We start from the raw sequence: 26,413 nt of genomic DNA, 5'->3' as shown, positions 1-26,413 counted from the left end.
CCCCCGGCTGGGCGTGTCCCAACGCGCCCGGCCGGCCCTTCTTTGTTTCATCTGCCTTGTGGACCGAGATGAGCGCCATCGCCGACCCAGCATCGCCGACCGCACTCCTTGACCGGGCTCGCGCCGCCAAGCGCAAGGGCCAGCGCGACACGCGGATGGCCTATCTGCTGCTGCTGCCATACCTGGTGCTGCTGATCATGTTCGGCGTGTTCCCGGTCGCTTACGCCTTCGGCTTGAGCTTCGTCGACACCATCGAAAACGCCTTCTACGGGCTCGCGAACTACGAGTTCGTGTTCAACGATTTCCGTGTGCCCACTGCTGCCGTCAACGTCATCTGGTTTGTCGTCATCTGGGTGGCGATGACGATGATCGGCGTAGCAACGCTGTCGCTGATGCTCGATAGCGTCGGCCGCCGCACCGCGACGACGCTGCGCACCATCTATTTCCTCCCCGGCGCCGTGACCTCTTCGGCGGTGGTCGTGCTCTGGCTCTTCCTGCTCGATCCGGGCGTCAGCCCTTTCCAGGGCCTGCTGCATGCGGCGGGGTGGACCTACAGCATCGACGTGATCTCAGGCATCGGCCTTGCTGGCGTGTTCGCGCTTATGGCGTTCTTTTCCGGCTCAGGCGGCTGGATCGTGGTGTTTGGCGGCGCGCTATCGAGCCTCCCCACCGAAGTGCTGGAAGCGGCACGTATCGATGGCGCCAACCGATTCCAGCTCGCCACCCGCATCAAGCTGCCGATGATATGGCGCTCGCTGGTACTGATGGGCATCCTCAGCTTCGCCGCCGGGCTGCAGCTGTTCGTCGAACCGCAACTGATGCAACTGGCCGGCCCGCAATCGGCGCAGAACGACTGGTCGCTCAACCAGATGGCGTTCCAGTACGCTTTTCGGATGGGCGATTTCGGCGCCTCAGCGGCGCTCAGCACGATGCTGGTCGGTACCTCGATCGTTATCGCGCTGGTGATCGTCTTCGCTACCCGCTTCTACAAGCTTGATTGAGGGGACCATGGCCGACGTACGCACTGCGCCATTTCGATTTAGTCTCGGTCGCTTCGTCGTTTTCGCGTTCCTCGCGTTCGCGGTGTGCTTTTACGGCATCCCGCTGCTCTGGCTGCTGATCGCCGGCACGCGCTCGCAATCGTCCCTGTTCGCCGACCCGCCTTTTGCGCTCGGCAACTGGGACTCGTTCCTCGCAACCTGGAACAATCTCACCACCTACAACAACTTCCAGATCGTCAGCTGGGCAACGAACTCACTGATCTATTCGGTCGGCGGCGTGCTGCTGGCGCTGGTCGCCTCCATTCCCGCCGGCTACGCGCTGGCAGCCTCGGAGTTCCCTGGGCGCAAGCTCATCCTCGTGGTGACCCTCATCGCCATGATCACGCCAAGTACGGCAGTGGTGCTACCGATCTTTCTCGAGATGAACCTCTTGGGGCTCAACAACAGTTACGCAGGACTGATCCTTGCCTCCGGATTCTTCCCGTTCGGCGTCTATCTCACCTACGTTTACTTCTCGACCTCACTGCCCAAGGGCGTGATGGATTCGGCGCGGATCGATGGCGCCAACCGGTTCGAGCTGTTCACCCGCATCGCCCTGCCGCTCGCCCGGCCGATTGTCGCGCTGGTGGCGTTCTTCAGCTTCATCGGCATCTGGAGCAACTACTTCCTCGCCTTCGTGCTGCTCAGCGACGACAAGCTCTACAATCTGCCGGTCGGTCTCACAGTGCTGATCTCGACCTCCGGCGCCCTCAGCAACCTGCCGGCAAACGATGTGCCGATCAAGAAGCCCGAGGTCATCCTCGCGGCGATCCTCGTGATCCTGCCGGTGCTGCTCATTTTCATCGTCGCACAGCGCTTCGTCCGCTCGGGCACCCTGTCAGGGGCCGAGAAGGGCTGATGGCGACACCTATTCAAAGTTTCAGGAGGACTGCATGAAGATCACCGGGTTCACCGCTTGGCTTGTCGAGCACGAGCCAGGGCCGAGGTTCATCTGGCGCGATGGCATTCCGGGTTCGCATGGCGACATCCCGCGCGGGACCAAGCCGCACAAGGCGGTAATCCGCATGGAAACCGACGCCGGGATTTTCGGCTCGATCGAGATGGGGCGCGGCGAGGCGGTGGTCGACCTGGTACGCCGGCGTTACCACGAGTTCCTCGGTGAAAATCCGCTGCTGACCGAGCGCATGTGGAGACTGATCTGGGAGATCGATCGCATCGAGGAAATCCACATGCGAGCCCTCGGCATGCTCGACATGATGTGCTGGGACGTGAAATCGCAGCACGCCAAAATGCCGATCTACCAGTTGCTGGGTGGCGACGACCGCGTGGTGCCGGCCTATGCCTCGACGGTCACCTGGCCCACGATGGGCGAGTACGAACGCTACATCAAGATGAGCCGCGACCTCGGGTTCAAGGCGTTCAAGCTCCACGCCTGGGGCGGGCCGGTTAAGCGCGATATCGAGCTTTGCACGAACCTCCGCAAGTGGGTCGGCGACGATGCCGACCTGATGTTCGACGGCTCGGCGGGCTGGGACTATGTCAACGCGCTCGAGTTCGGCAAGGCGATCCAGGACCTGGGCTTCCTGTGGTACGAGGAGCCGATGCGCGAGTTCCACCTTGGCTCGTACACTAAGCTTTGCGACAAGCTCGACATCCCGGTGCTGGCTGCGGAAACCTCCGATGGCGTGCATGGCAACATGGCGACCTGGATCGAGAACAAGGCGCTCGACATGACGCGCGTTTCCACCTTCTACAAAGGCGGGTTCACCGGCTCGATGAAGGTGGCTCACCTGTCGGAAAGCCATGGCATGCGGGCGCAGGTGCACGGCATGGGGCTCGAGAATGCGCAGATCTGCGCCGCGATCTCCAACAACGACTACTATGAGCAACTGATCATGGATGAGGACCAGATCATGGGGCTCAGCAAACTCGGTCCGCTGGCGATTGTCGACGGCAACCTGACTGTCAGCGACGAACCTGGCATCGGCTATAATTTCGACTGGAAGAAGCTCGACGAAACCTGCCTGACGAAAGTCGAGGTGGACGAGCGCTTGACCCCGCATCGCACTCTAGTACCGTGGCACTGATATATCAGTTTGCATAAGTGAACGATCATTAAGGGAGGATTACACATGACGACCAGGTTTGACCGGCGATCGGTCCTCAAGATGGGCGGTAGCCTGCTGGCGGCATCGGCATTGACGCCGATCGGCAGGGCCTTCGCCCAGGCGGCCAGCATCAACTATTGGCACACGTTTACTTCGCAGTCGGAAGCAGCGGGGTTGCAGGCAGTGCTTGACCTGTTCAAGGCGGCCAAGCCCGATATCACGGTAACGCCCGAGAACATTCCGAACCCCGAGTTCATGGCCAAGATCACCGCGGCCGTGGTCGGCAATGCTCGGCCGAACGTGACGATGGTGTCCTCGGAGCGGTTCGAGGATCTGCTCGCGATGGGCGCGCTGATCGACATGACGGACCGGATCGCTGCATGGGAGCGCCGCGCCGATTTTGACGACAAGCGCTTCGCCTCGATCACCAAGGACGGCAAGACCTATGGCGTGCCGGGCTTCACGTTTGTCGACTGGGGCTATTACCGCAAAGACTGGTTCGACGAGGCCGGGTTGGCCGCGCCGACCACCTATGACGAGTTCCGTGATGCGGCGATCAAACTGACCGACCCGGCCAAGGGCCGGTACGGCTTCGGTCTGCGCGGTGGCCCCGGCGGACAGAACTATGTGGTCAACGTGATCGAAGCGTTTGGCTCGCCAGTGAAGGCAGCCGACGGCACCATCGGGCTCGACCGTGACATCGTGGTGAAGGCACTCGACTGGTATTCGGGCCTCTTGGTCAAGGACAAGGCGGTGCCGCCGAGCGCCGCGAACGATGGGTTCCAGCAGGTGATCTCGGGCTTCCAGACCGGACAGACCGCAATGATCTGGCACCACACCGGCTCATACCAGGACATCGCGTCCAAGCTGAAACCGGGCGTCGAGTTCGGCACGTTTGCGATGCCGGCCGGCCCGGCAACGCGGGTGGCGCGCCTCGCCTATGCCTATAACTGCATCACCAAGGAAGAGGGTGCGGACGCAGCGTGGGAGTGGATCAAGTTCTGGGGCGAGCCGGACTCGGCCGTCGCCTTCCTTGAAAAGACCGGCTACTTCCCGGCCTCGAACGTCGCAGCGCAGGACCAGCGCATCGGCGGCAACCCGATGTACAAGGCGGCCTCGGACACACTGGGCTTCGGCATTCCGCAGCCGAGCTTCCCGGGAGCGGCGGGCTGGGCGCAGAACACCGTACTGCCGGCGCTGCAGCAGATCCTGATCGGGCAGGCGACGCCCGAGCAGGCGGCTGACCAGATCGTCGAAGGCCTCGCTGCGGCGATTGCCTGATTTATCTGAGGCGGCCGGGTTGTACCCCGGTCGCCTCTTCCCCCGACCAGTCATAAGCGTTTGGAGCTTGGATGAGCCGAGGCCCTGCCATTTCTGCCATGCCGCCGCCGCGTAACATCTGGGACGCGATCAATCCGATGCGGCTGCTCGGTGAGCTCTCCGAGACGCGGTACTGGATGTACCTTCTGCTGCTGCCGTCGGCGCTGCTGATTACCGCGATCGTGCTATTTCCGACGATCTATGGCTTCCAGCTGTCGTTCACCGAGATGCGGTTGAACCGGCCGGCGGGCAATGGCGCATTGGTGGGGTTCAAGCACTACGCGCGAATGCTGTCGGACCCGATCTTCTGGCTGGCACTGCGCAATACCGCGGTGTGGGTGACGTTCTCGATCCTGATCGAGTTTACCGTCGGGCTGGTTGCCGCGTTGGCGCTCAACCGCAATCTACCAGGCACCAAGATCCTCGCGGTGCTGATCCTGATCCCGTATTTCCTGCCCAACGTGGTGGCGGGCAACATGTGGGGGTTGATGCTCGATAGCCGCGTCGGGGTCGTCAACGACCTGCTGGTCAGGCTGGGGCTGCTCGCCGAATACAAGGCGTGGTTTGCCGACCCCAATACCGCCATGGCGACGGCGATCTTCGTCGAGGCGTGGCACAGTTTTCCGTTCTTTACGCTGCTGATCATGGCGGGGCTAAAGGGCATCCCGACCGATCTCTACAAGGCGGCCGATATCGATGGGGCAGGGGCGTTCGCGCAGTTGCGGCTGATCACGCTGCCGATGCTTCGCACCATCATCGCGGCGGCGGTGATCCTGCGGGTGATCGGTCTCGTCAACTCGCCGGATCTGCTGCTGATCCTGACGCAGGGCGGGCCGGGGCGATCCACGCAGGTGCTCTCGCTATACGCGTTCCAGAACGCCTACTCGGACTTCAATTTCGGCTACGCGGGCGCGCTATCCACCGTGATGTTCGTGCTGCTGATGCTGTTCGCCTGGGCCTATATCCGGCTCAGCAAGGTCAACCAGGACTAGCGCCATGGCCCAGGCCCGCTCCCGCTCAAACCTTGGCTGGAACATCCTCAGCTACGCCATCCTGATCTTTCTGGCGGTGCTCAGTGTCGGGCCGCTGCTGTGGATGCTGCTGACCTCGTTCAAGGTCGAGGACGACATCGTCACGCGAACGATGGTGTATTTCCCGACCCGCTTCACCTTCGAGTGGTACACCAAGTTATGGAACCAGTCGGGCTATCCGGTGCTGGTGGTCAACTCGCTGGTGACGACGGCGATGACGGTGGCGATCTGCCTGTTCACCGGCACGATCGCGTCCTACGCCTTCTCGCGCTTCAATTTTCCCGGCCGCACGCCGCTGATGCTGGGCTACCTCGTGGTCCGCATGTTCCCGGCGGTGCTGATGATCATTCCGCTGTTCATCGTCATGCGGAACCTCGGGCTGTTCGACACCAGCATCGGCCTGGCGGTGGCCTACACCAGCTTCCTCTTGCCGCTGTTCGTCTGGATGCTGAAAGGCTTCTTCGATGCGGCGCCCAAGGAGCTGGAATCGGCGGCGCGGATCGATGGCTCGACGCGGATAGGAGCAATGTTCCGCATCGTCATCCCGATCGCCCGGAACGGGTTGGCCGCCACCTGCGTGTTCGTCGCCATCGCGGCCTGGAATGAGTACCTGTTCGCGCTGATGCTGACCTCGTCTACCGGGTCGCGGACCTGGCCGGTCGGCCTGCAACTAATGGTCGGCGAGTTCCAGTTGCCGTGGGGCATGCTGGCGGCCGGCGGCATCATTTCCATCATTCCAGTGATCGTGCTGTTCGCCCTCGTACAGCGCGTCATGGTTGCCGGCATCACCGCCGGCGCAGTCAAAGGATAGCGCCGATGGCCACTCTATCGATCAAGGGCGTGCGCAAGAGCTTCGGGGCGCTGGAAGTGCTCAAGAACATCGACCTCGAGCTCGACGACGGCGGATTCCTGGTGCTGCTGGGGCCGTCGGGCTGCGGGAAATCGACGCTGCTGTCGATCATCGCCGGGCTCGAGCCGAGCTCGGGCGGCGACGTGGTGATCGGGGGGCGCAACGTCAACGACGTGCACCCCAAGGACCGCAACATCGCCATGGTGTTCCAGAGCTACGCGCTCTACCCGACCATGTCGGTAAAGCGGAACATCGGCTTCGGACTTGAGATGCGCAAGGTGAAGCAGACCGACCGAGAGGCGGCGGTGCAGAGGGCGGCGGAGCTTCTGCAGATCGGGCATTTGCTGGAGCGCAAGCCGGGGCAGTTGTCGGGCGGACAGCGGCAGCGCGTGGCGATGGGGCGGGCGATCGTGCGCGATCCGGAACTGTTCCTGTTCGACGAGCCGCTATCGAATCTCGATGCAAAGCTGCGCGTCGAGATGCGGACCGAGATCAAGCGGCTGCATGACCGGCTCGGCACGTCGGTGGTCTACGTCACGCACGACCAGGTGGAGGCGATGACGCTCGGCACCAAGGTTGCGGTAATGCGCGAAGGGGTGATCCAGCAGATCGCCGACCCGCAGACCATCTACGAGCGGCCGGCCAACATGTTTGTGGCGGGCTTTATCGGCTCGCCGACGATGAACTTTCTGGGTGGGACGCTGGAGCGGGTGGGCGACACGTTCGCGCTGATGCATGGCGATGGGGCGCTGCCGCTCAACGGGCTGGTGCAGGACGTTGCAGGATTTGTCGGGCGCAAGGTGGTGGCCGGAATACGGCCCGAAAGCCTCAGCGCGGGAGAGGGCGTGGCGACGCTCAACGGCATGGTGGAGGTGGTGGAACCGACCGGGCCGGACACGATGGTGCTGGTCAATGTCGGCGGGCAGTTAATCAGCGCGCGGCTTGGCTCGCGCGACAGGCCCGGGCTTGGGCAGCCGCTGAGCGTGGCGGTCGATACGTCGGCGGTGAATTTGTTCGACACGGAAACGGGCATGCGCATCTAGCGCGATCGCATTTGAGGGGATTTCGATGAAGGATCTGCGGATCAAGCGGCTGACCGTAACGCAATACAAGTGGAAGCGGCGAGACCTGACGGGCGACTATAACGGCTTCAACCACGTCTACCTGAAAGGTGGCGAGGTCGAGTTCACCGACTATGTGCTGACGGTGGAGACCGAGGCTGGGGTCACCGGGGAGTATGTCGGAGGCGTCGGCGTCTCGTACGCGCAGGTGGCGATGGCGGCGGAGTACCTGATCGGTAAGAACGCGCTCGAGCGCGAAAAGATCTGGAACGATTTGAAGCGGGCGCTGCGCAAGCACGACAAGTTTGGCATGGGGCCGATCGACTGCGCGTTGTGGGACATTGCCGGCAAGGTGGCGGGCCAGCCGGTATACCAGCTGCTCGGCGGCTGGCGAGACAAGCTGCCGGCCTATGCCTCGACCTTCCACGGCGACGAGAATGGCGGGCTCGACAGCCCCGAAGCGTTCGGCGAGTTCGCCGTCCAGTGCCGCGAGATGGGCTATCCGGCGTTCAAGATCCATGGCTGGGGGCATGGGCCGATACGGCGCGAGGCGCAGGCGGTGCTGGCGACGCGCAAGGCGGTCGGCGACAGCATGGACCTGATGATCGACCCCGGCTGCGAGTACGAGACGTGGGGCGACGCGCTGAAGGTCGGGCAGGCCTGCGACGAGGCCAACTACTTCTGGTACGAGGACCCCTACAAGGATGGCGGGCTCTCAGCCTATTCGCACAAGCGGTTGCGTGAGCTGATCAAGACGCCGATCCTGATGGGCGAGCATATTCGCGGGATAGAGTCCCGGGTGGATAATCTCATCGCCGAGGGCACGGATTTCGTGCGTGCGGACGTCGACTACGATGGCGGCATCACCGGGGTGATGAAGCTGGCGCATGTGGCCGAGGGCTTCGGCATGGACTGCGAAATCCATGCGCCCGGCCACGCGCCGCGCCACTGCATGGCGGCGATCCGCAACACCAATTACTACGAACTCGGTCTGGTGAACCCGAAGGTCGCCGGGTGGAAGTCGCAGCATCAGGTGCATGCCGACGACTATTCGGACGACCTCGATGCGGTGGATGCCGACGGCTGCGTGCCGGTGCCGCAGGGGCCGGGACTTGGCGCGAATATCAACTGGGACTGGGTGCGCAAGCACGCCACAGGGACTACGGTTTACGAGTGACATCATGACGACTTCCGAACTGCCGCGGGTGATCGCGAGCCGGCTTGCTCCCATGCCCCGGTGGGCGCTACTGCAGCGGCAGATTTTCGCCGTGCTTGACAAGGCGGCGATCGAGTTTGCCGATCGCTATACGCGCGACGACGGGACATTGATCTGGCGCGACGAGTGGCCCGGGATGGATGGCTCGGACGACCCCTATGAGGGGTTCATGAACATGCCGCTGTTCTATGCGCTGGGCGGATCGCGCGAGGTTTATGAGCGCTCGCGCACGATCTGGGACGGGATTACCTGGCAGTGGACTGAGTATGGCCAGATCCACCGCGAGTTCGACGCCTATTACGACTGGATGCATCACGGCGAGAGCAACCTGTTCTTCTACTTCCTCGGTCTTGCCGACCCCAATGTGCCGAAGGACCGGCAGCGGACGCGGCGGTTTGCCGGGTTCTACAACGGCGAGGACAAGGAGGCGCTGAACTGGGACGCCGAGAAAAAGTTGATCCGCTCGCCGATCAACGGCAGCCGCGGTCCGCGGCATCACCAGACGGCCGAAGACTGGTCGACGCATCGAGAGATTCTCGACGGGTATCTTCCGCCGTTCGAGGACCTGCCGGGGATTGACCGCTATGGGATGAAGACACCGTGGTCGGACGATGCGGTGTACGAGGAGATCCTGAAGCGGATCAATTCGCGGCAATCGCGCGGCGACGTCCCGCTGAACCTCGGCGCCACCTCGCTGATGATGCACGCCTTTGCCTATACGGGCGAGGAGAAGTACCGGGCTTGGGTGGTCGAGTATCTCGATGCGTGGGTGGAGCGCACGGCGCGCAATGGCGGGATCACGCCTGACAATATCGGCCCTTCGGGCGAGATCGGCGAATACAATGACGGCAAGTGGTGGGGCGGCTATTACGGTTGGCGCTGGCCACACGGCTCGTTTTCGCTGCTCGAGCCATTGTCGGTGGCCGGGACAAATGCCGCAGCGCTGACCGGCGACATGCGGCACCTGCAACTGCCGCGCTCGCAACTCGACATGCTTTGGGGATTACGGAAGGAAGAGGACGGGCAGCAGTTCGTTCCGAACCGGCACTACGACGAGGGGTGGCGCGACTATCGCCGCTTCCATCCGATGTATGGAGTGTATCTGTGGAACGTCTCGATGGCCGAGGAAGACGCCGAGCGGGCAGAGCGTGGCTGGGCGCATGATCTGTTTGACTCGGTGAATCCCGCTTACCACGGCTATGGCAAGACAAATGGCGGGCACATGGGCTTCAATGGCAACACGGCGCAGTGGTTCAGGTTCATGCGGGGGAAGTTGCCGGACTACCCAGAGCGGATCCTCGAAGCGAACTTGACGGTGATCGCCGAGCAGATCGCGAAGTATCGGTCCGAAGAGAACAATCCCCTGACGATGGATCACTACCGGGAGTCGATGACCATCCACATGTGGCAGCAACTGACCCCGATGATCATCGAGGGGCTGACCCAACTGACGCTGGGTGGGCCGATGCATGTGTATCACGGCGGGCTGCAGCATGCGCGATTCCGGTATTTCGATCCGGCAGGGCAGCGGCCGGGGTTGCCGGAGGGCGTAGCGGCACTGGTCGATGGTTTGCGAGATGACGGGGCGTCACTGACGCTGGTGAACACCGATGTTGGAGCGGCACGTGAGGTGATCGTGCAGGCCAGGACATTCGGGGAGCACGTTTTTGCAGGCGGAGCGCTGGATGGGGTGGCATTCGAGGCAGAGGGCCCGTGGCTGGCAGTGCGGCTCCAGGCCGGGGCGATAGCGCGGCTTGAGGTTTCGATGAAGCGGTACGCGCGGGCGCCAAATTATGACACGCCGTGGGTGAGGGCGGCGGATGGCGTCGCGCCGATTGTCGGGCGGAAAGGTTAGTTAGGCTGTGTCCCAGGTTTCATCGGGACCCCAGTAGCGGTGCCTGCGCGGACAGCACTCGGGGGATCCGAAGGGCGGGTGACCAGAACCACTGCGACACCATCGAATTCGGCCGCGCCTGCCCGCCCGACCTTGCCAGCGCAATCGGCCGACGCGGGGCTACCTGTCATCGACGGTATAGTATGCGCGCGCAGCGCGGGCATTCGTGCGGCATCCTATTTTGTCCGAGATCTGGCCAAATCCGACGTGATGGGGACAGCGGTTCAGATCAGGCGCTGCCTCTGCCAATACTGGAGAGGCACAGGAGGAGCCACGCTGCGGCTATCTACCGTCCTGCATTTTCCGACTGCGGCTACGCCAACTCCGACTAGACTCGCGTATCCAAGGCTGAAGGCGACGCTCTGAAAGCCATGCCAGAGCCAGGGTCACGCAAAACATCACAGGCCACTGGACCAGTCCAAGCCATTCGGTCCTTGCGGAGATAGTATTCATGATGGGGAAGTGCAGCAGATAGATACCATACGAAATGGGTGCCAAAATGGCGAACGGTCCTATCGTCCATCTGAACCCTACCCAGTTTGCAAGAGACCAGAGCGTAACCAGACCCGTGAATGCAATGGCGGCCACAAAATGGCGCGCCTCCAATATCGGGTACACGCCGAGCGTCGTGCCGTTCACCGGGTAGTGCCCCAGTACGGCCACGCCCACCCAGATAAATGCACCCACGGCAAGGGCAAGAATGGTCTCTGCAAGTCGCCGATAGCTCGCTCGACCAGCATAGCAATCTGCCAAAACAACGCCGGTCCACCAAATGATAAAGTAGCCGATCCACCTGAAAAGTTGGTTTGGGAACAAAACGAGGAGCACGAGCGACAGTACTGACACCCCACCCACAACGCGGTGCCGCACATCTTCAGAGACATATCGAACCACCAGTGGGTAGGCGACATAGAAGAAGATTTCATATGAAAGCGACCACAGCGGCAAGTTGTCCGAAAACGGCGTGACGATCGTTCCCGGCCTATCGAGATCTTGGAGAAACGCCAAATTCCCAAGCAACTGCCATCCGTCGATGGCCACGACCGATCCGAGAGCAACGGACCTGGCGGCGAATGCAGCCACCAAGGCAAGAAGGTAAATCGGCTCAATGCGAAGGAAACGCGCCCAAGCGTATCTGCGCCAGGACGGCGAACTGGCACTGACAGTCGAGTAGTGGACAACGAAACCCGAGAGTACAAAGAATATGACTACTGCCTCTTGGCCAAAAGACAGCGCCGTGCCGAGCAAAGGGTGAACCGCCGCCGCGGCATCTTTGAGCGTGTGGTGCAAGACGACATAGATGGCCGCCAAACCCCGAAAAGCCTCTAGCTCGAAAAGTCGTCCGTTCACTCTCGTGAAACTGAGCATCCGATGTCCTTACGGTGAAACGGCTATGCTGGAGAGAGCAGCAGCCATGGCGTTCCCGAGTTTGCGATATCCTTCGCCAGTCAGGTGGCCAAGATCTTTTGTAATAATTGGACAAGGGCTTACCGGGCGTATGTCCTCTGGATAAACATACCAGCTAAAATAGCTCTCCTCGGAGCATGATACTGCTGCGTTGAGATCGAGTAGAACCGTGCCGCTCGGTAGTTCTTCTGAGGCCAAGCGTGTCCAATAGTCAGCTACCTCGTCTCTGAACCGCTCGCCAAAGCCGCCGTTCCTGAACGGCTTTATTATGATCAGTCGGGAGGCTGGCCACAGCGAATGGACCTTAGCCACTATCAGAGCTGTGCCATGTGCAATAGCGCAAGGCGCAGTGCCGTCGATCAGATTGTTAGTTCCAATGAACAGGACAGTGCTGCGAGGCGATATCTGGCGGAGTCGGTCGTCATCAAGACGCCACAACGTGTTCTGAGCTCTATCTCCTGGCACCCCAAGGTTGACGGACTGGGTGTTTGGAAACGCCTGCGCGAATATATCCGCCGGCCAATAATAAGCGTGAGAGTCGCCGAGCAGCGCCACATTTGCCGGATGCAACAAGCCAGCCTTGTACTGCTTCCAAGACTGTGCCTGCGGCGGCGCGGGAAGGGAGACGACCTCCAGATCGAGCGTGGGGCAGTCAGTTGAGGCTGCCGCGCTGGTTGCGTACCCAATAACTGCAACTGCTAAAATTATCCCAAGGTGGGCCAGAAACCGGCGGCCAAGCTGAGCAATCAGTTCTCGCATCCGTCCGGAATCCTCCCCCAGCGCTATAATCAATTATCTCTGAATATCCTTTGCGGCAACTACGGCTGAAATACACCTCACCCTAACTACAGTTGGGCCCACCACTGACACCCCCGCACTCCTGCCTACTCTCCCACCGCTTGCGCCGCACGTCCCACCACATCTTCGAACATCGCCGTGGTCAGCACGCCCGTGTTCGTGTTGTAGCGGGAGCAGTGGTAGCTGTCGAAAAGGCGGGCGCCGCTGGTGAGGTGGTGTTCGGCGCCGTGGGCAAAGGGGAAGCTGGCGCGTCGTTCACCGAGCGTCGTCAGCAGCGTGTCGTGGGCGATGCGGCCGAGGACGAGGTAGGCGCGGGGTTTGTGCACGGCGATGGTGGCCGCGAGGAACGGGCGGCAGGTCTTGATTTCGTCGCCGGTCGGCTTGTTCTGCGGCGGCACGCACCGCACCGCGTTGGCGATCAGCACGCCTTCGAGCGCGAGGCCATCATCGGGGCGCTTGTCATAGAGCCCGGCGGCGAGGCCGAACTTTCGCAGCGTGGCGTAGAGCAGATCGCCCGCATAGTCGCCCGTGAACGGGCGGCCGGTGCGGTTGGCGCCCTTGAGGCCGGGGGCGAGGCCGACGATCATCAGCCCCGGCTCCGCATCGCCCCAGTTAGGCACCGGCCCGTTGAAGAAATCAGGATAGTTCCGGCGATTGTCGTGGCGAAACTCGACAAGGCGCGGGCAGCGCGGGCAATCGTGCGGCGGATTGGTTTCGGGCAAAGAGCAGGCCTAGCGGTCGGGGACTCAGGTGACCTTAGGCTCTACGGCGATCACCGTACGGTCAACCGGCGTCCGGTCGATCGGCGTGCGGTCGGGGGAGGGGGCGCGGCCCACGATCTTGGCGAGTTCGGCCACATCCATGAAGAAATCGGCCTGGCGTCGGAGATCGTCAGCGATCATCGGAGTTGGGGTAGTCAATGTCGAGACGACCGTTACCCGCTTGCCCTTGCGCTGCAGCGCCGCGACGAGGGCCGTGAAATCACCGTCGCCGGAGAACAATACCAAATGATCGTAGTGCTCGCTCATTTCGAGCGCATCCACGGTCAACTCGATGTCCATATTGCCCTTGATTTTTCGGCGACCCATGGCATCGGTAAATTCTTTGGCAGGTTTGGTGACGACCGTGAAGCCGTTATAGTCAAGCCAATCAATCAACGGGCGAATAGACGAGTATTCCTGATCTTCGACAAGTGCTGTGTAATAGTAGGCACGTAGAAGAAATGCCTTGCTTTGGAACTCTACTAGCAAACGGCGATAGTCGATATCAATACCAATGGCCTTGCTGGTGGCATAAAGATTGGCGCCGTCAATGAAGAGAACCACTTTTTCGCGTGGATCAATAGTCATAAAATATACCCCCTGGCTGAGCTGGTGCGCCGTCTCGGCGGCTCAGACAAATTATCGTTGGATTATCTCCCCTCGAGCCGCGCATTTCAGACACGTCTCGCTAAGTTCCGAATACGCCTTTAATCGGGGCCGATTGCAACAACTATAAATCAGGAGGAATTTGGTATGCTTTGCATAAGGGCATGCATACGCCACCAAGCCCCTGAAACGGCGATAACTTTCGGACCGTAGCGGGGCTGTGGACGGTCGCTCACACAGGCCTGATCGGCAAACCGGCCGAAATCCTTGTACACGGCGCATCGCTCGTGTATGAGGGCCGCTCATTCCATCAATCCCGGAGACGTTCGTGGCCCGCGTCACAGTCGAAGACTGCATCGAGAAGGTCAATAACCGCTTTGACCTGGTGCTCATGTCAGCCCATCGCGCTCGCATGATCTCAGCCGGTTCGTCCATCACGGTCAGCCGCGACAACGACAAGAACCCGGTTGTGGCGCTGCGCGAAATCGGCGATGGCACCATCTCTCCTGAAGACCTGCATGAGGATCTGATCCACTCGCTGCAGAAGTATGTCGAGGTCGACGAGCCCGAGCGCCATGCAGCGCCGCTGCTCGACGTCAACGCCGAGCAGGATGGCGACACGTTCGACACCATCAGCGAAGACGAATTGCTGCGCGGCATCGAGAGCCTTGCGCCGCCGGAGCGTCGCGACGACTGAGCTTTGCTCCACGGCCGCGATTGATCGCAAGTTGATCCCGCATATATAGTCTTTCGGCGTCGGGCCTTCCGCCCGGCGCCTTTTTGTTTGTGAGCGACAGGCGGAGCCGCCTGAGGCCGCTGCGGCGCCGCGTAGGAGTGCGGCAAACCCATGATGCGTCAGTACGAACTGGTCGAGCGGGTACAGGCCTATAACCCGCACACCGACGAGGCGCTGCTCAACAAGGCCTATGTCTATGCCATGCAAAAGCACGGCATGCAGAAGCGCGCATCGGGTGATCCGTACTTCGCGCATCCGCTGGAAGTGGCGGCGATTCTCACCGAACTGAAGCTTGACGATGCCTCGATCGCCGTGGCGCTGCTGCACGATACCATCGAGGACACCGACGCCACCCGCGCCGAGATCGACCAGCTGTTCGGCGCCGAAATCGGCGCGATTGTCGATGGGCTGACCAAGATCGAGCGCTTGCAGTTGGTCACGCGCGAAGAGGCGCAGGCGGAGAACCTGCGCAAGCTCCTCTTGGCGATTTCAGCCGACGTTCGCGTACTGCTGGTCAAGCTCGCTGACCGGCTGCACAACATGCGCACGCTCGATTTCATGCCACCCGAAAAGCGCAAGCGCATCGCTACCGAGACCATGGATATCTATGCGCCGCTCGCGGGCCGCATGGGTATGCAGGATATGCGCTCGGAACTTGAGGACCTGAGCTTCAAGACGCTGCAGCCCGAGCACTATGCGGCGATCACCGACCGGCTGGCGGAGATGAAGTCGGGCTTTGCCGACACGATCAGCACGATCAAGACCGAACTCGGGACCAAGCTCAAGGAAGCGGGCATCGATGCGCGGGTGAGCGCGCGGGTGAAGTCGCCGTGGTCGATTTTTTCCAAAATCGAACGCAAGCAGATCGCGCTCGAACAGCTCTCCGATATGATCGGCTTCCGCGTGATCGTCGGCACGGTGGCCGATTGCTACAGGGCGCTGGGGATCGTCCACACCAACTGGAAGGTCGTGCCGGGGCGCTTCAAGGACTATATCTCGGTCCCCAAGCACAATGATTACCGCTCGATTCACACCAGCATTGTCGGGCTGGGGCGGCAGCGCGCCGAACTGCAGATCCGCACTGAAGAGATGCACCGGATCGCCGAGTTCGGCATCGCCGCGCACGCCCTCTACAAGGAGGGCGCGACGGACATCCACAAGATCGAAAATGAATCCAAGGCCTTCACCTGGCTGCGCCAGACCATCGGGCACCTGACGGCCGGCGCCTCGACCGAGGATTTTCTTGAGTACACCAAGCTTGAGCTGTTCCAGGACCAGGTGTTCTGCTTCACCCCGCGCGGGCGACTGATCGCGCTGCCGAGGGGTGCGACGCCGATCGATTTTGCCTATGCGCTTCATACCGATATCGGCGACACCTGCGTCGGCGCCAAGATCAATGGCCAGATCGTGCCGCTGGTGACCCAGCTGCGCTCGGGCGATGAAGTCGAAATCCTGCGCGACCAGAACCACCTGCCGCCCTCCAACTGGGAAACCATCGCCGCGACCGGCAAGGCCCGCGCCGCCATCCGCCGTGCCGTTCGCCTGCAGGTGCAGCAGCGCGCGCATGCGCTGGGCGAGCACATGGTCTCGATGCTGCTCGAACGTGAAGGCGCGACACTCGAGGACGCTGAGTACAAAGTGCTGGCAGAAGCGCTGGGGCAGGCGAACAAACGCGACCTGCTGGTGGCGCTGGGCGAGGGCAAGATTACCACCGGCGCGCTGGCCGAGGCGCTGCTTGAAGCCAAGGGGCTGAAGCGGCGGAAGAGCATCGACATGCCGGCGCCCGACAAGGCCGAGGGCTGGTTTGCGCTCAAAGCCACCGATCTCTTCCGCTTTCGCGTACCCGGCAACCCGGATTCGGGCCCCAACGCGAAGGCGGCGTTGGCGGAACTCGGGTTCAACACGCCCGCGGAAGTCTCGCCCGAGGGTGTCGTCCCCGGCGACCGGTTGGTGGGGATCATGACGCCGGGCTCGCCCATCATCATCTATCCGATCCATTCGGATGCGTTGGCCGAGCTTTATGACAGCGACGTCGCGTGGATCGATGTGCGCTGGGATATATTCGGGCGCGAGGAGCGGGACCACAAGTGCATCATCTCGCTGCAATCGCGCAATCAGCCGGGATCGCTGGCCAAGATCGCGACGGTGATTGCCGCGTGCCGTGCCAACATCCATAATCTGGTGATGCGCATGGAATCGCCGGACTTCCACAAGCTGATCTTCCAGCTCGAAGTGCGGGACCTCGCACAGCTTACCGACGTGCTGAACTCGCTGAAGCTGACCACCAGCCTCTCCGAAGTGCGGCGCGGCACCGTCAACGAGGCGCGCTCGCTCAATCGCGCCGATTGGGTTGCCCCCAAAATGCCAGAGGAACACGCGTGACCACCGAAGAAGTGCTGGAGCTGTTTCGCGAAAGTGGCGCCCTTTTGCAGGGCCATTTCATCCTGAGCTCGGGCCTGCGCTCGCCGGTCTTTCTGCAGAAGGCGCGCGTGTTCATGCACCCGGCCAAGGCGGAAAAACTCTGCAAGGCGCTGGCTGATAAGATCGTGGCGGAAGGCTATGGTGATGTCAGCCAGATCGTCTCGCCGGCAGTGGGCGGCATCATCCCCGGCTACGAGACGGCGCGGCATATCGGCGTGCCGGCGATCTACACAGAACGCGTCAACGGCGTGTTCGAACTGCGGCGGGGCTTTGAATTGGCCCCGGGCGAGCGGGTGATCGTGGTCGAGGATATCGTCTCTACCGGGCTCTCGATCCGCGAGTGCATCGAGGCGATCCGCAAGTTGGGCGCCAATGTGGTGGCGGCGGCGTGCCTGATCGACCGCTCGGGCGGCGAGGCCGAGATCGGCGTGCCACTGATTTCACTCACGCGCTACAAGGTCCCGGCCTATCCCGCCGACGCCTTGCCACCGGAACTTGCGGCGATCCCTGCGATCAAGCCGGGATCGCGGGGGTTGGCATGAGGGGGGATTTCACCTTCTTCCCTCTCCCCCGAAGGGAGAGGGTGCCCGAAGGGCTGGTGAGGGGACGTTTCGCGATTCTTCCCCCCATCCGTCTCGCTTCGCTCGCCACCTTCTCCCTCAAGGGGAGAAGGAAGGAAGAGGTGACGTCATGATCATCGGACTCGGCAATGACCTCTGCGATATCTCGCGGGTGCAGAAGACGCTGGACCGTTATGGGGAGCGCTTCACGCAGCGGTGTTTCACCGAGATCGAGCGGCAGAAGTCGGATCGGCGGGCACAGCGGGCGGCGTCTTATGCCAAGCGATTTGCCGCCAAGGAGGCCTGTTCCAAGGCACTCGGCACCGGCCTTAGTTTTGGCGTCTATTGGCGCGACATGGGCGTGGTCAATCTGCCATCGGGCAAGCCGACCATGAAACTCACCAATGGCGCGGCGCGCATCCTGGAGCGGCTTGTACCCAAGGGGATGAAACCGCATATCCACCTCACCATCACCGACGATGGCGGAATGGCCCAGGCCTTTGTCATCATTGAAGCGCTGCCGATTGACCAGGCCCCAGCGCTCCCGTAACCAGTTTGGCCCGCAGGGGCAGAGGCAGAAATGAGCCAATCCATGTCGAAAGCCGAACCCAAGGTGGGCAAAAAGAAGAACGAGGCGGTCGAAACGATCGTTGTCGTCATTGAAGCGCTGATCATCGCGCTGCTCTTCCGCACCTTCCTCTACCAGCCCTTTTCCATCCCGACGGCCTCGATGCAGTCGACGCTGATGATCGGCGACTATTTCATCGCCAATAAATGGGCCTGGGGCTTCGGCAAATACTCGTTCCCGCTGCCGCTGCCGTTCAATGGCCGGTTGCTGTCGTTCGCGACGCCCCAGCAGGGCGATATCGCGGTGTTCCACAACATCACCGGCGACGACTACATCAAGCGCGTGATCGGTATGCCGGGCGACAAGATCCAGATGAAGGCGGGGCGCCTCTATATCAACGGCACGATGATCGAGCGCCAGCAGGTCGGGACCGGCGAAGATATCGACAGCGGCAAGACCGGCGTGCCGGTGACCATCTACAACGAGACGTTGCCGAATGGCGTGGTGCACACCATCCAGGAAATCAGCGACAGCGATCAGCTCGATGATACCCCCGAGTACATCGTTCCCGCCGGCCACTATTTCATGATGGGTGACAACCGCGACCGTTCGGCCGATAGCCGCGTGCTGCAGCAGGTGGGCTACGTGCCTCTCGATGCGTTCATCGGCAAAGCCGAGGCCCGCTTCTTCTCGATCAAGAATAACCTGCCGCCATGGCAGCTCTGGGAATGGCCGGCGAACGTCCGCTGGGATCGCATGTTCCAAGCGGTCAACCAGACCTACACCAAAACTCCGGCTCCATGAGCGTAAAGCCGAAGCGACACGACAAACTGGAAGCCCGCCTGGGCTATCGCTTTGCCGACCCAGACCTGCTCGACCGCGCTCTGACCCACTCGAGCGCGGTTTCGCCGGGCAAGCGCGTCGATCGGTCGTATCAGCGGCTTGAGTTCCTGGGCGACCGGGTGCTCGGGCTGGTGGTGGCCGATCTGCTCTATCGCCAGCTGCCCAAGGCCAATGAGGGCGAACTCAGCCGTTCCCTCAACACCCTGGTGCGCAAGGAAACCTGCGCGGCGGTGGCGCGCGACCTCGGGCTCGGCGCTGAAATGAACCTCGGCGAAAGCGAAGCGCGGACTGGTGGCGCCAACAAGGACGCGATCCTCGGCGACGTCGCCGAGGCGCTGCTCGGTGCGATTTATTGTGACGGCGGGCTCGGCAAGGCCTACGAGGTGATCGAGCGGCTGTTCGGCCCGCAACTCGGGCTGGCCTCGAACGTGCGGCCGGACGCCAAGACGACGCTGCAGGAATGGGCGCAGGGCAAGGGGCATGAGCCTCCGCTCTACACCGAGATCGAACGTACCGGCCCCGACCATGCGCCGGAATTCACCATCAGTGTGCGCGTGGGCGCATACGACACCATCACCGCGACCGGCGCTTCCAAGAAGCTGGCCGAGCATAAGGCCGCCGAGGCGTTTCTCATCCGCGAGAGAGTCTGGCGCGACACGCAATGACCGAAACTGAAGATGTGACCACTCCGATGCCCGAGAACACCCGCTGCGGCTTTGTCGCGCTGGTGGGGGCCCCCAATGCGGGCAAATCGACGCTGCTCAATTCGCTGGTTGGCGCAAAGGTGTCGATCGTCACGCACAAGGCGCAGACCACCCGCGCCCAGATCCGTGGCGTCGTCACCGAGGGCGAGGCGCAGATCGTTTTCATCGATACGCCCGGCATCTTCGCGCCCAAGCGCCGGCTCGACCGGGCGATGGTCGATGCCGCCTGGACAGGCGCCGGCGACGCGGATTTCGTGGCGCTGATCGTCGACGTCGAGCGCGGCATCACCCCCGAACTCGAGTCGCTGATCGAGGGGCTGAAGGGCATCACCCATCCGCGCGTGCTGATCCTCAACAAGATCGACCTGATCCCGCACGAAAAGCTGCTCGGCCTCGCGGCTGATCTGAACGGGCGGCTCACCTTCGAGGCGACCTTTATGATCTCGGCCATGAAGGGCCATGGCGTGAAGGATTTCCTCGATTGGGCCTCAAAGCGCATCCCGCTTGGCCCCTGGCACTTCCCCGAGGATCAGCTCACGGACCTGACGCTGGCGATCACGGCCGCCGAAGTGACGCGCGAAAAGCTGTTCCTCCGCATCCACGACGAGATCCCCTACAACGCCACGGTCGAAACCGAGAAGTTCACCATCCAGAAGGACGGCTCGTACCGCATCGACCAGGTGGTCTACGTGACGCGCGACACGCACAAAAAGATCGTGCTGGGCGCTGGAGGGCAAACCATCAAGGCCATCGGCGCCGACTCCCGCAAGGAGCTAATGGAAATCTTCGACACCAAGGTGCACCTGTTCCTGTTCGTGAAGGTGCGGGAAAAGTGGAGCGACGACCCGGAGCGCTATCGCGAGATGGGGCTGGAATACCCGCAGCAGAAGTGACGCCTTCCCGCTCCTCTTGAGGGAGGCGGTGCCCCGCATCGCGGGGCGGGTGAGGGGACGATCGCGAACTGCCCCTCACCCGTCTCGGCTGGGCCGAGCCACCCTCTCCCTCAAGGGGAGAGGGAAGCAGGAGGACCCGCTGACATGCAATGGGACGGTGAGGGGCTGATCATTGGCGTGCGGCGGCACGGCGAGTCGAGCATCATTGCCGAAGTAATGGTGGCGGGGCGGGGCCGCAATCTGGGGCTGGTGCGCGGTGGGCGGTCGTCGAAGCTCTCGGCGACGCTGCAGCCGGGCAATAGTGTGCAAGTCAGCTGGCGCGCCAGGCTCGAGGAGCACCTCGGCACCTTTACCCTCGAACTGCTTGAAGCCCGTGCCGCGGCGCTGATCGTTGATCGCCTGCGCCTCTATGCCAGCCAACTGGTGTGTGAACACCTGCGGCTGCTGCCCGAGCGCGATCCGCATGACCGGCTGCTGGGCATTGCGCTGCGCATCATGGACTTCGACGGCAACCCGCGTGATCTAGGGATTACGCTGGCGCGGTTTGAGTTGATCCTGCTCGAAGAGCTCGGCTTCGGGCTCGATCTTACCAGTTGCGCGGCGACTGGCACGACGCGCGACCTGACCTTTGTCTCACCCAAATCGGGCAGGGCGGTGAGCACGGCGGCGGCTGAGCCCTATCGCAACCGGCTGCTGAAACTGCCGCAGTTCTTGATCAGCGACGCCGATCCGACGGTCGATGATCTCAAGGACGCCTTCGTGCTCACCGGGCACTTCCTCGACCTGCACGTCTGGATGACCCGCCAGATCGACGCCCCGCCGACACGCGAGTCGGTCGTCGCGCTGGTGACGTCGGACTAAACCAGCTTGCCCCGGATTGGCGTGGGAGGTGGCGCTGGCTCGGGCTCGATTCCCCCGAGACGGCGGCGAAGCTTGGCCAGAGCGAGGGTCTGCATCTGGTGCTGCGATGCGCGGAGCGGCGCGATCAGCACCACTTCAATGCCGGTCGCCTCATCGATTGCGACCACGCGCATCTGCCCGCCCATGGGCGAGAATTCGAAGAGGACATTGCCGGGCGAACTGTTGTCGTCGCGCCCGGCCACGGGTCAGGCGTCCGCGAAGTTCACCAGGCCCTGCGCATCGAACTGGTAGACATCGTCGCGGAAGCTGACGGTGCCCTGCCGGTTGGCCCAGGCGGTGATGTAGGTGGTGTGGATCGGCACCTGCACCTTGAGCGGCACGTCTTCGCGCAGGCCATTCTCGAAGGCTGCCTGGACGGATGGCAGATCCCAGTCGCCATTGTCGCGCAGCAGCCAGGCGGAAAGGCTGTCGATGCCTTCGCAGCGCACGCACCCAGAGGAGTGGAAGCGGGCGTTCTCGCCGAATAGCGCCTTCTGCGGCGTGTCGTGCATGTAGACGTCGTACTTGTTGTAGAAGTCGATCTTGCAGTGGCCCATCGAGTTCTCGCCGCCCGGATCCTGGCGGAAGGTGTAGCGCAGCGGGTCCTGCGCCGTGGACCAGTCGATGGTCGTCGGCGAGACTTCGTTACCCTTGCTGTCGAAAGCGCGGATGTGGAACTTGGTCAGGTACTCCATATCCTCGTTCATGTAGCGAACGAGGTCCTTCTCGATGATGCTCTGCGGCACCGTCCAGTAGGGGTTGAACTTGACCTGGTGGACCTTGGAATTGAGGATCGGCGTGGCGCGATCGACCTTGCCGACCACCGCCGTGTGGCGCTGCACCACCTGCGATTCCTCGACCGCTTCGATGGTCGCGGCCGGAATATTGACCACCACGTAGCGATCGCTGAGCGTCGAGGCCCACTGCTCGACGCGCTGGGCATTGAGGCGGAGCTGGTTGAGGCGGTAATCGGCCGGCACGGAGAGCGCGTAGAACGTCGGCTCATCCACCTTGCCATTGATAATCAGGCCGTGCCGCGCCTGGAACAGGCGCACGGCAGCATCGAGCTTGGCGTCGAAATCGTCGTTGATGCGCTTTTCGAGCGCCATGTCGCCATTGATCATCAGGCGGCGCTTGAGCTGCGACACGGCCTTGCGCGACTTGCCGAGCTCAAGCCCGAAGGTCTCGCGCGTCGGCTCGTCCCAGCTGCCGTTAGCGGCAATGAACGCTTCGTAGTTCTGGATGGCCAGCTGCAGGTTGTAAGCAGTATCGAACGAGAGAATAGGCTCGATCGTTTCAACAAGGCTCACTGCCGTCGCGGTATTGCCGTCGCGATCGACATTGCGCATGGCGCGGTCTTTGGCGAACAGGTCAAAGCCACCGTCCTCGGCACGACCGATCGCCGGCATGGCGAGCGTTGCACCTGCCGCTGCGGCGGAGGTCAGAAGATGGCGTCGAGAAAGGCGCATTCAGTCACCCGCAAGTCCGGATCCAGCATGTGATCCTCCCATACACGCGTCCACCGCGCCAAACAACGAAGTCAAGCGGCTGTGAACCAACCGCAAGCGACGCATCAACAAGTGGAGCTTGCGGGGGCTGGGAGGGCACCATGCAACACAATGAGGCATTAGCCGAATTTACGGCACAAATAAGAAACGCCGGCTTAAAGCCGGCGTTTGCTTGGATGCCTGTGGCCGAAAAGCCACATGTGTATCGAGGGCGGGCTCAGAGCTTGTAGAGGATCTGATCGACCCAGAAACGCTCGAGGCGGCCGAGGGCTTTGTTGAGGCCTTCGAAGGTGTCGTTGTTGAGCCCGCCAACCTTTTCGATCGACTTGAGGTGGCGATCGTAAAGTTCGTCGATGACCTCGGCGACTTCTTCGCCCTTGGGGGTCAACCGGATACGGACCGAGCGGCGGTCGGCGCGGGAGCGTTCCTGGAAGATGTAGCCGGTTTCTACCAGCTTCTTCAGGTTGTACGAGACGTTCGAGCCCAGATAGTAGCCACGCGAGCGGAGCTCACCGGCCGTCATCTCGGCATCGCCGATGTTGAACATCAGCAGCGCCTGCACGGGGTTGATATCGTCCCAACCCATGCGGTCGAATTCGTCCTTGATCAGGTCAAGAAGCCGGCGGTGCAGACGCTCAACGCGACTGACGGCTTCGAGGTAGAGCGGCTTCAGCCCCTGGGCTTCTTCCGGAACCATTGCCTCTGCGGCGTTGGATTTGACTGCCATCTGTGCCTCACTGTCTTTGCATTCATGCGCGATTTGTTCGCGTCTCATGCCACTCAATCTAGGAGGGCCCAAATAAGATCGCCTTAAGCCGCACACTTAAAACTATCTTACTGAAAAAGTTCGAGAAATTGGCTTTACAAGAGGTAACCAGGGGTCAGGAATTTGTAACCTGAATCCTTCCTTTACGTTGACCTTGACGGCCTCAATCGTGTGCCCGGCGCATCCGGAGGCTGAGGACGAAGAGGGCGGTGATGCTGGCCACCAGCACCACGCGCACGGCAAATCCGAAGGGCGAAATCTGCACGTCTTTGCTGCCCAGAACATACATCAGCAGCTCGGTGATGGTTGAACTCGCGAGCAGCACAGCGCCCCAGCTGGCGCGGATCCAGAGACCCACTGAGGCGAAGAGGCGCGCAAGGCAGAACGTCGTGAGATAGGCAAAGCCGACCGGCCCGAAGATATCGATGGGGCTTGTGGCACCGGTCGATACGCCAAGCAGGCGCGAGGCATCCGACAGCCCGAGCAGCAGAGTGATGATGGCGACGATCTTCAGAAAGCGCGCGGCCAGTGGGCTCTTGAAATCCATTGCGGTCTCTCGTGGGCGGAATGTGAATTAGCGCGGATAGGGGGATGCGACAAGCGTGGCCTTGGCGGAAGGGCGGCGCGGCTGATAAACAGCGCCACGTTCCGGAGAGTCACAAATGAGCGCCAGCTGGCCAAAGCACGACATGTCGTTTCTCGGTGGGCTGCGCCAGCGCCGCCTGCGCCGCACCGGCTGGATGCGCGACATGCTGCGCGAAACGGTGCTAACCCCGCACGATTTCATCTGGCCGCTGTTCATCATCGAGGGCCAGAACGAGCGCACCCAGATCCGGACTATGCCAGGCGTCGAGCGCCTGAGCATCGATCTGGCGGTGGAAGCGGCGCGGGCCGCCGCGGCCGAGGGCATCCCGGCCCTGGCGTTGTTCCCCAATACGCCCGATCACCTCCGCAACGAGCATGGCTCGGAAGCCCACAACCCGGACAACCTGATGTGCCGGGCACTGAGCGCCATCAAGTCGGCCGTGCCGGAGATCGGCCTGATCGCCGACGTGGCGCTCGATGAGTATTCGAGTGACGGTCAGGATGGGCTGGTGCGGGACGGCGAAATCCTCAACGACGAGACAATTGAGGTGATGGTCAAATCCGCCTTGGCGCAGAGCCGGGCAGGGGCGGACATCATCGCACCCTCCGACATGATGGATGGCCGCGTCGCAGCGATCCGCCGGGCCCTAGATGGCGAGGGTTTTGACCAGATCGCCATCATGGCCTACTCGGCCAAGTTCGCCTCGGCCTATTACGGCCCGTTCCGCGAGGCGGTGGGCTCGGGCTCGCGCCTGAAGGGTGACAAGCGCACCTACCAGTTAGACTACGCCAATAGTGACGAGGCCCTGCGCGAAGTGGCGCAAGATATCGCCGAAGGTGCCGACATGGTGATGGTCAAGCCCGGCATGCCCTATCTCGATATTGTGCGGCGGGTGAAGGACACGTTCGAAGTGCCGGTGTTCGCCTACCAGGTGTCCGGTGAGTACGCGATGCTGAAGTTCGCTGGCGACGCGGGCGCCATCAACGGCGAGGCGGCGATGATGGAGAGCCTCGTGGCGTTCAAGCGGGCAGGGACCTCCGGTGTGCTGACCTATTTTGCGCTGGAAGCGGCGCGGCTGCTGAACGAGTGATCACAGCTTTTCTGGAGAGAGGCTCGAGAAAGGCCCCCTCACCCGGCCTTCGGCCGACCTCTCCCCCGAAGGGAGAGGTGAGGTAAGGCTCGATCGCGCCACCTCGCCACCTCTCCCTCTGGGGGAGAGGTCGACGCGCAGCGTCGGGTGAGGGGGCCTTCCTCCCTCTTCAAAGTCGCGCTGCCGAAGCTATTTGCGCCCCATCCCTTGTGTGCACCCCAGGGGTCCCCATTTGTTGCGTATGACTGACGCGACGCCTGAGGGCACCACGATGAACACTGCGCTTCCCGACCCGGTTTCCAACCCCGAACTGTTCGAGGGATTGCTGGCGCGCAGGGCCATGGCGTACCTGATCGACGTCGTGATCATTGCGGCGATCAGCACGGTCACCGCGCTCGCTGGCCTGATCCTCGGCATTCCGACGCTGGGGCTTGCCTGGCTGGCGCTGCCGGTGGTCATTCCCCTCGCGATCCTCGCCTACTACGCTGCGACGCTCGGCTCGCCCCAGCGCGCGACGCTGGGGATGCAGGCGATGGATATCGTTCTGACGCCGGCGCGCGGCCAGCCGCTCGATGGCTGGACCATCCTGATCCACCCGATCCTGTTCTGGGTGACGGTGTGGATTTCGTGGCCCTTCACCATTCTCATCGTGCTGTTCACGCCGCGCCAGCAACTGCTGCATGACCTCGTGACGGGCACGCTGATGGTGCGCCGCTCGCCGATGGAGCGCCATTGGCGGATGTTGGGCGGCCTTTCCGCCTGAGACCCGCTGACCCATTGCCGCC

27 protein-coding genes are annotated in these 26,413 nt (G+C 62.2%); 19 read left to right on the top strand and 8 right to left on the bottom strand.

Annotation, left to right across the window (positions count from 1 at the left end; genetic code table 11):
• Nucleotides 1–68 precede the first annotated feature (68 nt).
• The 9 genes from ACO06J_RS08550 (at nt 69) to ACO06J_RS08510 (ending at nt 10,442) form a co-directional block, all read left to right on the top strand.
• Entirely contained in the window at nt 69–1,001 is a 933-nt protein-coding gene (locus ACO06J_RS08550; RefSeq protein ID WP_421760276.1) for a carbohydrate ABC transporter permease, read from the top strand.
• Between the two features lie 7 nt (nt 1,002–1,008).
• The gene (locus tag ACO06J_RS08545; protein WP_421760275.1) at nt 1,009–1,899 is read left to right on the top strand and encodes a carbohydrate ABC transporter permease; all 891 of its coding nucleotides are present in this window, start codon (nt 1,009–1,011) and stop codon (nt 1,897–1,899) included.
• 34 nt (nt 1,900–1,933) lie between these two features.
• Nucleotides 1,934–3,088 carry an enolase C-terminal domain-like protein gene (locus tag ACO06J_RS08540; protein WP_421760274.1) on the top strand — a complete coding sequence of 385 codons (1,155 nt, stop codon included), beginning with the start codon at nt 1,934–1,936 and terminating at the stop codon, nt 3,086–3,088.
• Nucleotides 3,089–3,133: 45 nt separating this feature from the next.
• Nucleotides 3,134–4,390: an extracellular solute-binding protein gene (locus ACO06J_RS08535; protein ID WP_421760273.1), complete on the top strand. Its 1,257-nt coding sequence runs from the start codon at nt 3,134–3,136 to the stop codon at nt 4,388–4,390.
• A gap of 71 nt (nt 4,391–4,461) precedes the next feature.
• Nucleotides 4,462–5,421, top strand: a complete 960-nt coding sequence (locus ACO06J_RS08530) for a carbohydrate ABC transporter permease (protein ID WP_421760272.1) — start codon at nt 4,462–4,464, stop codon at nt 5,419–5,421.
• Nucleotides 5,422–5,425: 4 nt separating this feature from the next.
• Nucleotides 5,426–6,271, top strand: coding sequence for a carbohydrate ABC transporter permease (locus tag ACO06J_RS08525; protein WP_421760271.1), 846 nt, complete (start codon nt 5,426–5,428; stop codon nt 6,269–6,271).
• A 5-nt stretch (nt 6,272–6,276) separates the two neighbouring features.
• A complete protein-coding gene (locus ACO06J_RS08520) occupies nt 6,277–7,353 on the top strand; it encodes an ABC transporter ATP-binding protein (protein WP_421760270.1) in 1,077 nt (358 codons plus the stop codon).
• A gap of 25 nt (nt 7,354–7,378) precedes the next feature.
• Nucleotides 7,379–8,548: an enolase C-terminal domain-like protein gene (locus ACO06J_RS08515; RefSeq protein ID WP_421760269.1), complete on the top strand. Its 1,170-nt coding sequence runs from the start codon at nt 7,379–7,381 to the stop codon at nt 8,546–8,548.
• Nucleotides 8,549–8,552: 4 nt separating this feature from the next.
• The gene (locus tag ACO06J_RS08510) at nt 8,553–10,442 is read left to right on the top strand and encodes a hypothetical protein (protein WP_421760268.1); all 1,890 of its coding nucleotides are present in this window, start codon (nt 8,553–8,555) and stop codon (nt 10,440–10,442) included.
• Between the two features lie 321 nt (nt 10,443–10,763).
• Here ACO06J_RS08510 and ACO06J_RS08505 read toward each other — a convergent pair whose 3' ends face one another.
• The 4 genes from ACO06J_RS08505 to ACO06J_RS08490 form a co-directional block, all read right to left on the bottom strand.
• Entirely contained in the window at nt 10,764–11,849 is a 1,086-nt protein-coding gene (locus tag ACO06J_RS08505; protein ID WP_421760267.1) for an acyltransferase family protein, read from the bottom strand.
• 9 nt (nt 11,850–11,858) lie between these two features.
• On the bottom strand, nt 11,859–12,647 hold the full coding sequence (locus tag ACO06J_RS08500; RefSeq protein ID WP_421760266.1) for an SGNH/GDSL hydrolase family protein: 789 nt from the start codon (nt 12,645–12,647) through the stop codon (nt 11,859–11,861).
• A 125-nt stretch (nt 12,648–12,772) separates the two neighbouring features.
• On the bottom strand, nt 12,773–13,408 hold the full coding sequence (locus tag ACO06J_RS08495; RefSeq protein WP_421760265.1) for a uracil-DNA glycosylase: 636 nt from the start codon (nt 13,406–13,408) through the stop codon (nt 12,773–12,775).
• A 24-nt stretch (nt 13,409–13,432) separates the two neighbouring features.
• Nucleotides 13,433–14,035: an NYN domain-containing protein gene (locus ACO06J_RS08490; RefSeq protein WP_421760264.1), complete on the bottom strand. Its 603-nt coding sequence runs from the start codon at nt 14,033–14,035 to the stop codon at nt 13,433–13,435.
• 346 nt (nt 14,036–14,381) lie between these two features.
• Here ACO06J_RS08490 and rpoZ point away from each other — a divergent pair, with 346 nt between their 5' ends.
• The 8 genes from rpoZ to recO all read left to right on the top strand — a co-directional run bounded on the left by rpoZ (nt 14,382) and on the right by recO (nt 21,639).
• The gene (rpoZ, locus tag ACO06J_RS08485; RefSeq protein ID WP_421760263.1) at nt 14,382–14,750 is read left to right on the top strand and encodes a DNA-directed RNA polymerase subunit omega; all 369 of its coding nucleotides are present in this window, start codon (nt 14,382–14,384) and stop codon (nt 14,748–14,750) included.
• Between the two features lie 150 nt (nt 14,751–14,900).
• Nucleotides 14,901–17,171, top strand: a complete 2,271-nt coding sequence (locus ACO06J_RS08480) for a RelA/SpoT family protein (protein WP_421760262.1) — start codon at nt 14,901–14,903, stop codon at nt 17,169–17,171.
• Nucleotides 17,168–17,752: an orotate phosphoribosyltransferase gene (gene pyrE / locus ACO06J_RS08475; protein WP_421760261.1), complete on the top strand. Its 585-nt coding sequence runs from the start codon at nt 17,168–17,170 to the stop codon at nt 17,750–17,752. The genes ACO06J_RS08480 and pyrE overlap by 4 nt, the downstream gene beginning before the upstream one ends.
• 148 nt (nt 17,753–17,900) lie before the next feature.
• Nucleotides 17,901–18,320, top strand: a complete 420-nt coding sequence (acpS, locus tag ACO06J_RS08470) for a holo-ACP synthase (protein WP_421760260.1) — start codon at nt 17,901–17,903, stop codon at nt 18,318–18,320.
• A 42-nt stretch (nt 18,321–18,362) separates the two neighbouring features.
• Nucleotides 18,363–19,142 (top strand): signal peptidase I, encoded by a 780-nt coding sequence (gene lepB / locus ACO06J_RS08465; protein WP_421760259.1) that lies wholly within the window; start codon nt 18,363–18,365, stop codon nt 19,140–19,142.
• Nucleotides 19,139–19,846 carry a ribonuclease III gene (gene rnc, locus ACO06J_RS08460; RefSeq protein WP_421760258.1) on the top strand — a complete coding sequence of 236 codons (708 nt, stop codon included), beginning with the start codon at nt 19,139–19,141 and terminating at the stop codon, nt 19,844–19,846. Before lepB ends, rnc begins: the two co-directional genes overlap by 4 nt.
• Complete coding sequence (era, locus tag ACO06J_RS08455; RefSeq protein ID WP_421760257.1) at nt 19,843–20,778, top strand: GTPase Era; 936 nt, start codon at nt 19,843–19,845, stop codon at nt 20,776–20,778. The genes rnc and era overlap by 4 nt, the downstream gene beginning before the upstream one ends.
• Nucleotides 20,779–20,922: 144 nt before the next feature.
• Nucleotides 20,923–21,639 (top strand): DNA repair protein RecO, encoded by a 717-nt coding sequence (gene recO, locus ACO06J_RS08450; RefSeq protein ID WP_421760256.1) that lies wholly within the window; start codon nt 20,923–20,925, stop codon nt 21,637–21,639.
• Here the strand turns inward: recO and ACO06J_RS08445 are convergent.
• The 4 genes from ACO06J_RS08445 to ACO06J_RS08430 form a co-directional block, all read right to left on the bottom strand.
• Nucleotides 21,636–21,881: a DUF6898 family protein gene (locus tag ACO06J_RS08445; RefSeq protein ID WP_421760255.1), complete on the bottom strand. Its 246-nt coding sequence runs from the start codon at nt 21,879–21,881 to the stop codon at nt 21,636–21,638. The two genes, recO and ACO06J_RS08445, sit on opposite strands and share 4 nt — an antisense overlap.
• 3 nt (nt 21,882–21,884) lie before the next feature.
• Nucleotides 21,885–23,147, bottom strand: coding sequence for a L,D-transpeptidase family protein (locus ACO06J_RS08440; protein WP_421760254.1), 1,263 nt, complete (start codon nt 23,145–23,147; stop codon nt 21,885–21,887).
• A 256-nt stretch (nt 23,148–23,403) separates the two neighbouring features.
• The gene (gene ldtR / locus ACO06J_RS08435) at nt 23,404–23,913 is read right to left on the bottom strand and encodes a transcriptional regulator LdtR (protein ID WP_421760253.1); all 510 of its coding nucleotides are present in this window, start codon (nt 23,911–23,913) and stop codon (nt 23,404–23,406) included.
• Nucleotides 23,914–24,115: 202 nt separating this feature from the next.
• The gene (locus ACO06J_RS08430) at nt 24,116–24,499 is read right to left on the bottom strand and encodes a hypothetical protein (protein ID WP_421760252.1); all 384 of its coding nucleotides are present in this window, start codon (nt 24,497–24,499) and stop codon (nt 24,116–24,118) included.
• 115 nt (nt 24,500–24,614) lie between these two features.
• On the opposite strand from ACO06J_RS08430, the gene hemB reads away from it, so the two are divergent.
• Both hemB and ACO06J_RS08420 read left to right on the top strand, forming a co-directional pair.
• Nucleotides 24,615–25,628, top strand: a complete 1,014-nt coding sequence (hemB, locus tag ACO06J_RS08425) for a porphobilinogen synthase (RefSeq protein ID WP_421760251.1) — start codon at nt 24,615–24,617, stop codon at nt 25,626–25,628.
• Nucleotides 25,629–25,869: 241 nt separating this feature from the next.
• Nucleotides 25,870–26,391 (top strand): RDD family protein, encoded by a 522-nt coding sequence (locus tag ACO06J_RS08420; RefSeq protein WP_421762473.1) that lies wholly within the window; start codon nt 25,870–25,872, stop codon nt 26,389–26,391.
• The last annotated feature ends 22 nt before the right edge of the window (nt 26,392–26,413 follow it).

The organism is Devosia sp., assembly GCF_965229025.1.
Classification (GTDB): Bacteria; Pseudomonadota; Alphaproteobacteria; order Rhizobiales; family Devosiaceae; genus Devosia_A.
The sequence above is the reverse complement of the archived record's forward strand: the minus strand, read 5'-3'. Positions and strand labels throughout refer to the sequence as shown.

Excerpts from the sequence above, each read along its gene's own strand:
- ACO06J_RS08525 (WP_421760271.1), top strand. The coding sequence starts at position 5,426 with ATGGCCCAGGCCCGCTCCCGCTCAAACCTTGGCTGGAACATCCTCAGC.
- ACO06J_RS08535 (WP_421760273.1), top strand. The coding sequence starts at position 3,134 with ATGACGACCAGGTTTGACCGGCGATCGGTCCTCAAGATGGGCGGTAGC.
- ACO06J_RS08420 (WP_421762473.1), top strand. The coding sequence starts at position 25,870 with ATGACTGACGCGACGCCTGAGGGCACCACGATGAACACTGCGCTTCCC.
- ACO06J_RS08430 (WP_421760252.1), bottom strand. The coding sequence starts at position 24,499 with ATGGATTTCAAGAGCCCACTGGCCGCGCGCTTTCTGAAGATCGTCGCC.
- ACO06J_RS08440 (WP_421760254.1), bottom strand. The coding sequence starts at position 23,147 with ATGCGCCTTTCTCGACGCCATCTTCTGACCTCCGCCGCAGCGGCAGGT.
- ACO06J_RS08505 (WP_421760267.1), bottom strand. The coding sequence starts at position 11,849 with ATGCTCAGTTTCACGAGAGTGAACGGACGACTTTTCGAGCTAGAGGCT.
- hemB (WP_421760251.1), top strand. The coding sequence starts at position 24,615 with ATGAGCGCCAGCTGGCCAAAGCACGACATGTCGTTTCTCGGTGGGCTG.
- ACO06J_RS08520 (WP_421760270.1), top strand. The coding sequence starts at position 6,277 with ATGGCCACTCTATCGATCAAGGGCGTGCGCAAGAGCTTCGGGGCGCTG.
- era (WP_421760257.1), top strand. The coding sequence starts at position 19,843 with ATGACCGAAACTGAAGATGTGACCACTCCGATGCCCGAGAACACCCGC.
- ACO06J_RS08540 (WP_421760274.1), top strand. The coding sequence starts at position 1,934 with ATGAAGATCACCGGGTTCACCGCTTGGCTTGTCGAGCACGAGCCAGGG.
- acpS (WP_421760260.1), top strand. The coding sequence starts at position 17,901 with ATGATCATCGGACTCGGCAATGACCTCTGCGATATCTCGCGGGTGCAG.
- ldtR (WP_421760253.1), bottom strand. The coding sequence starts at position 23,913 with ATGGCAGTCAAATCCAACGCCGCAGAGGCAATGGTTCCGGAAGAAGCC.
- rnc (WP_421760258.1), top strand. The coding sequence starts at position 19,139 with ATGAGCGTAAAGCCGAAGCGACACGACAAACTGGAAGCCCGCCTGGGC.
- ACO06J_RS08515 (WP_421760269.1), top strand. The coding sequence starts at position 7,379 with ATGAAGGATCTGCGGATCAAGCGGCTGACCGTAACGCAATACAAGTGG.
- recO (WP_421760256.1), top strand. The coding sequence starts at position 20,923 with ATGCAATGGGACGGTGAGGGGCTGATCATTGGCGTGCGGCGGCACGGC.
- ACO06J_RS08545 (WP_421760275.1), top strand. The coding sequence starts at position 1,009 with ATGGCCGACGTACGCACTGCGCCATTTCGATTTAGTCTCGGTCGCTTC.
- ACO06J_RS08530 (WP_421760272.1), top strand. The coding sequence starts at position 4,462 with ATGAGCCGAGGCCCTGCCATTTCTGCCATGCCGCCGCCGCGTAACATC.
- ACO06J_RS08550 (WP_421760276.1), top strand. The coding sequence starts at position 69 with ATGAGCGCCATCGCCGACCCAGCATCGCCGACCGCACTCCTTGACCGG.
- ACO06J_RS08480 (WP_421760262.1), top strand. The coding sequence starts at position 14,901 with ATGATGCGTCAGTACGAACTGGTCGAGCGGGTACAGGCCTATAACCCG.
- ACO06J_RS08500 (WP_421760266.1), bottom strand. The coding sequence starts at position 12,647 with ATGCGAGAACTGATTGCTCAGCTTGGCCGCCGGTTTCTGGCCCACCTT.
- lepB (WP_421760259.1), top strand. The coding sequence starts at position 18,363 with ATGTCGAAAGCCGAACCCAAGGTGGGCAAAAAGAAGAACGAGGCGGTC.
- ACO06J_RS08490 (WP_421760264.1), bottom strand. The coding sequence starts at position 14,035 with ATGACTATTGATCCACGCGAAAAAGTGGTTCTCTTCATTGACGGCGCC.
- ACO06J_RS08510 (WP_421760268.1), top strand. The coding sequence starts at position 8,553 with ATGACGACTTCCGAACTGCCGCGGGTGATCGCGAGCCGGCTTGCTCCC.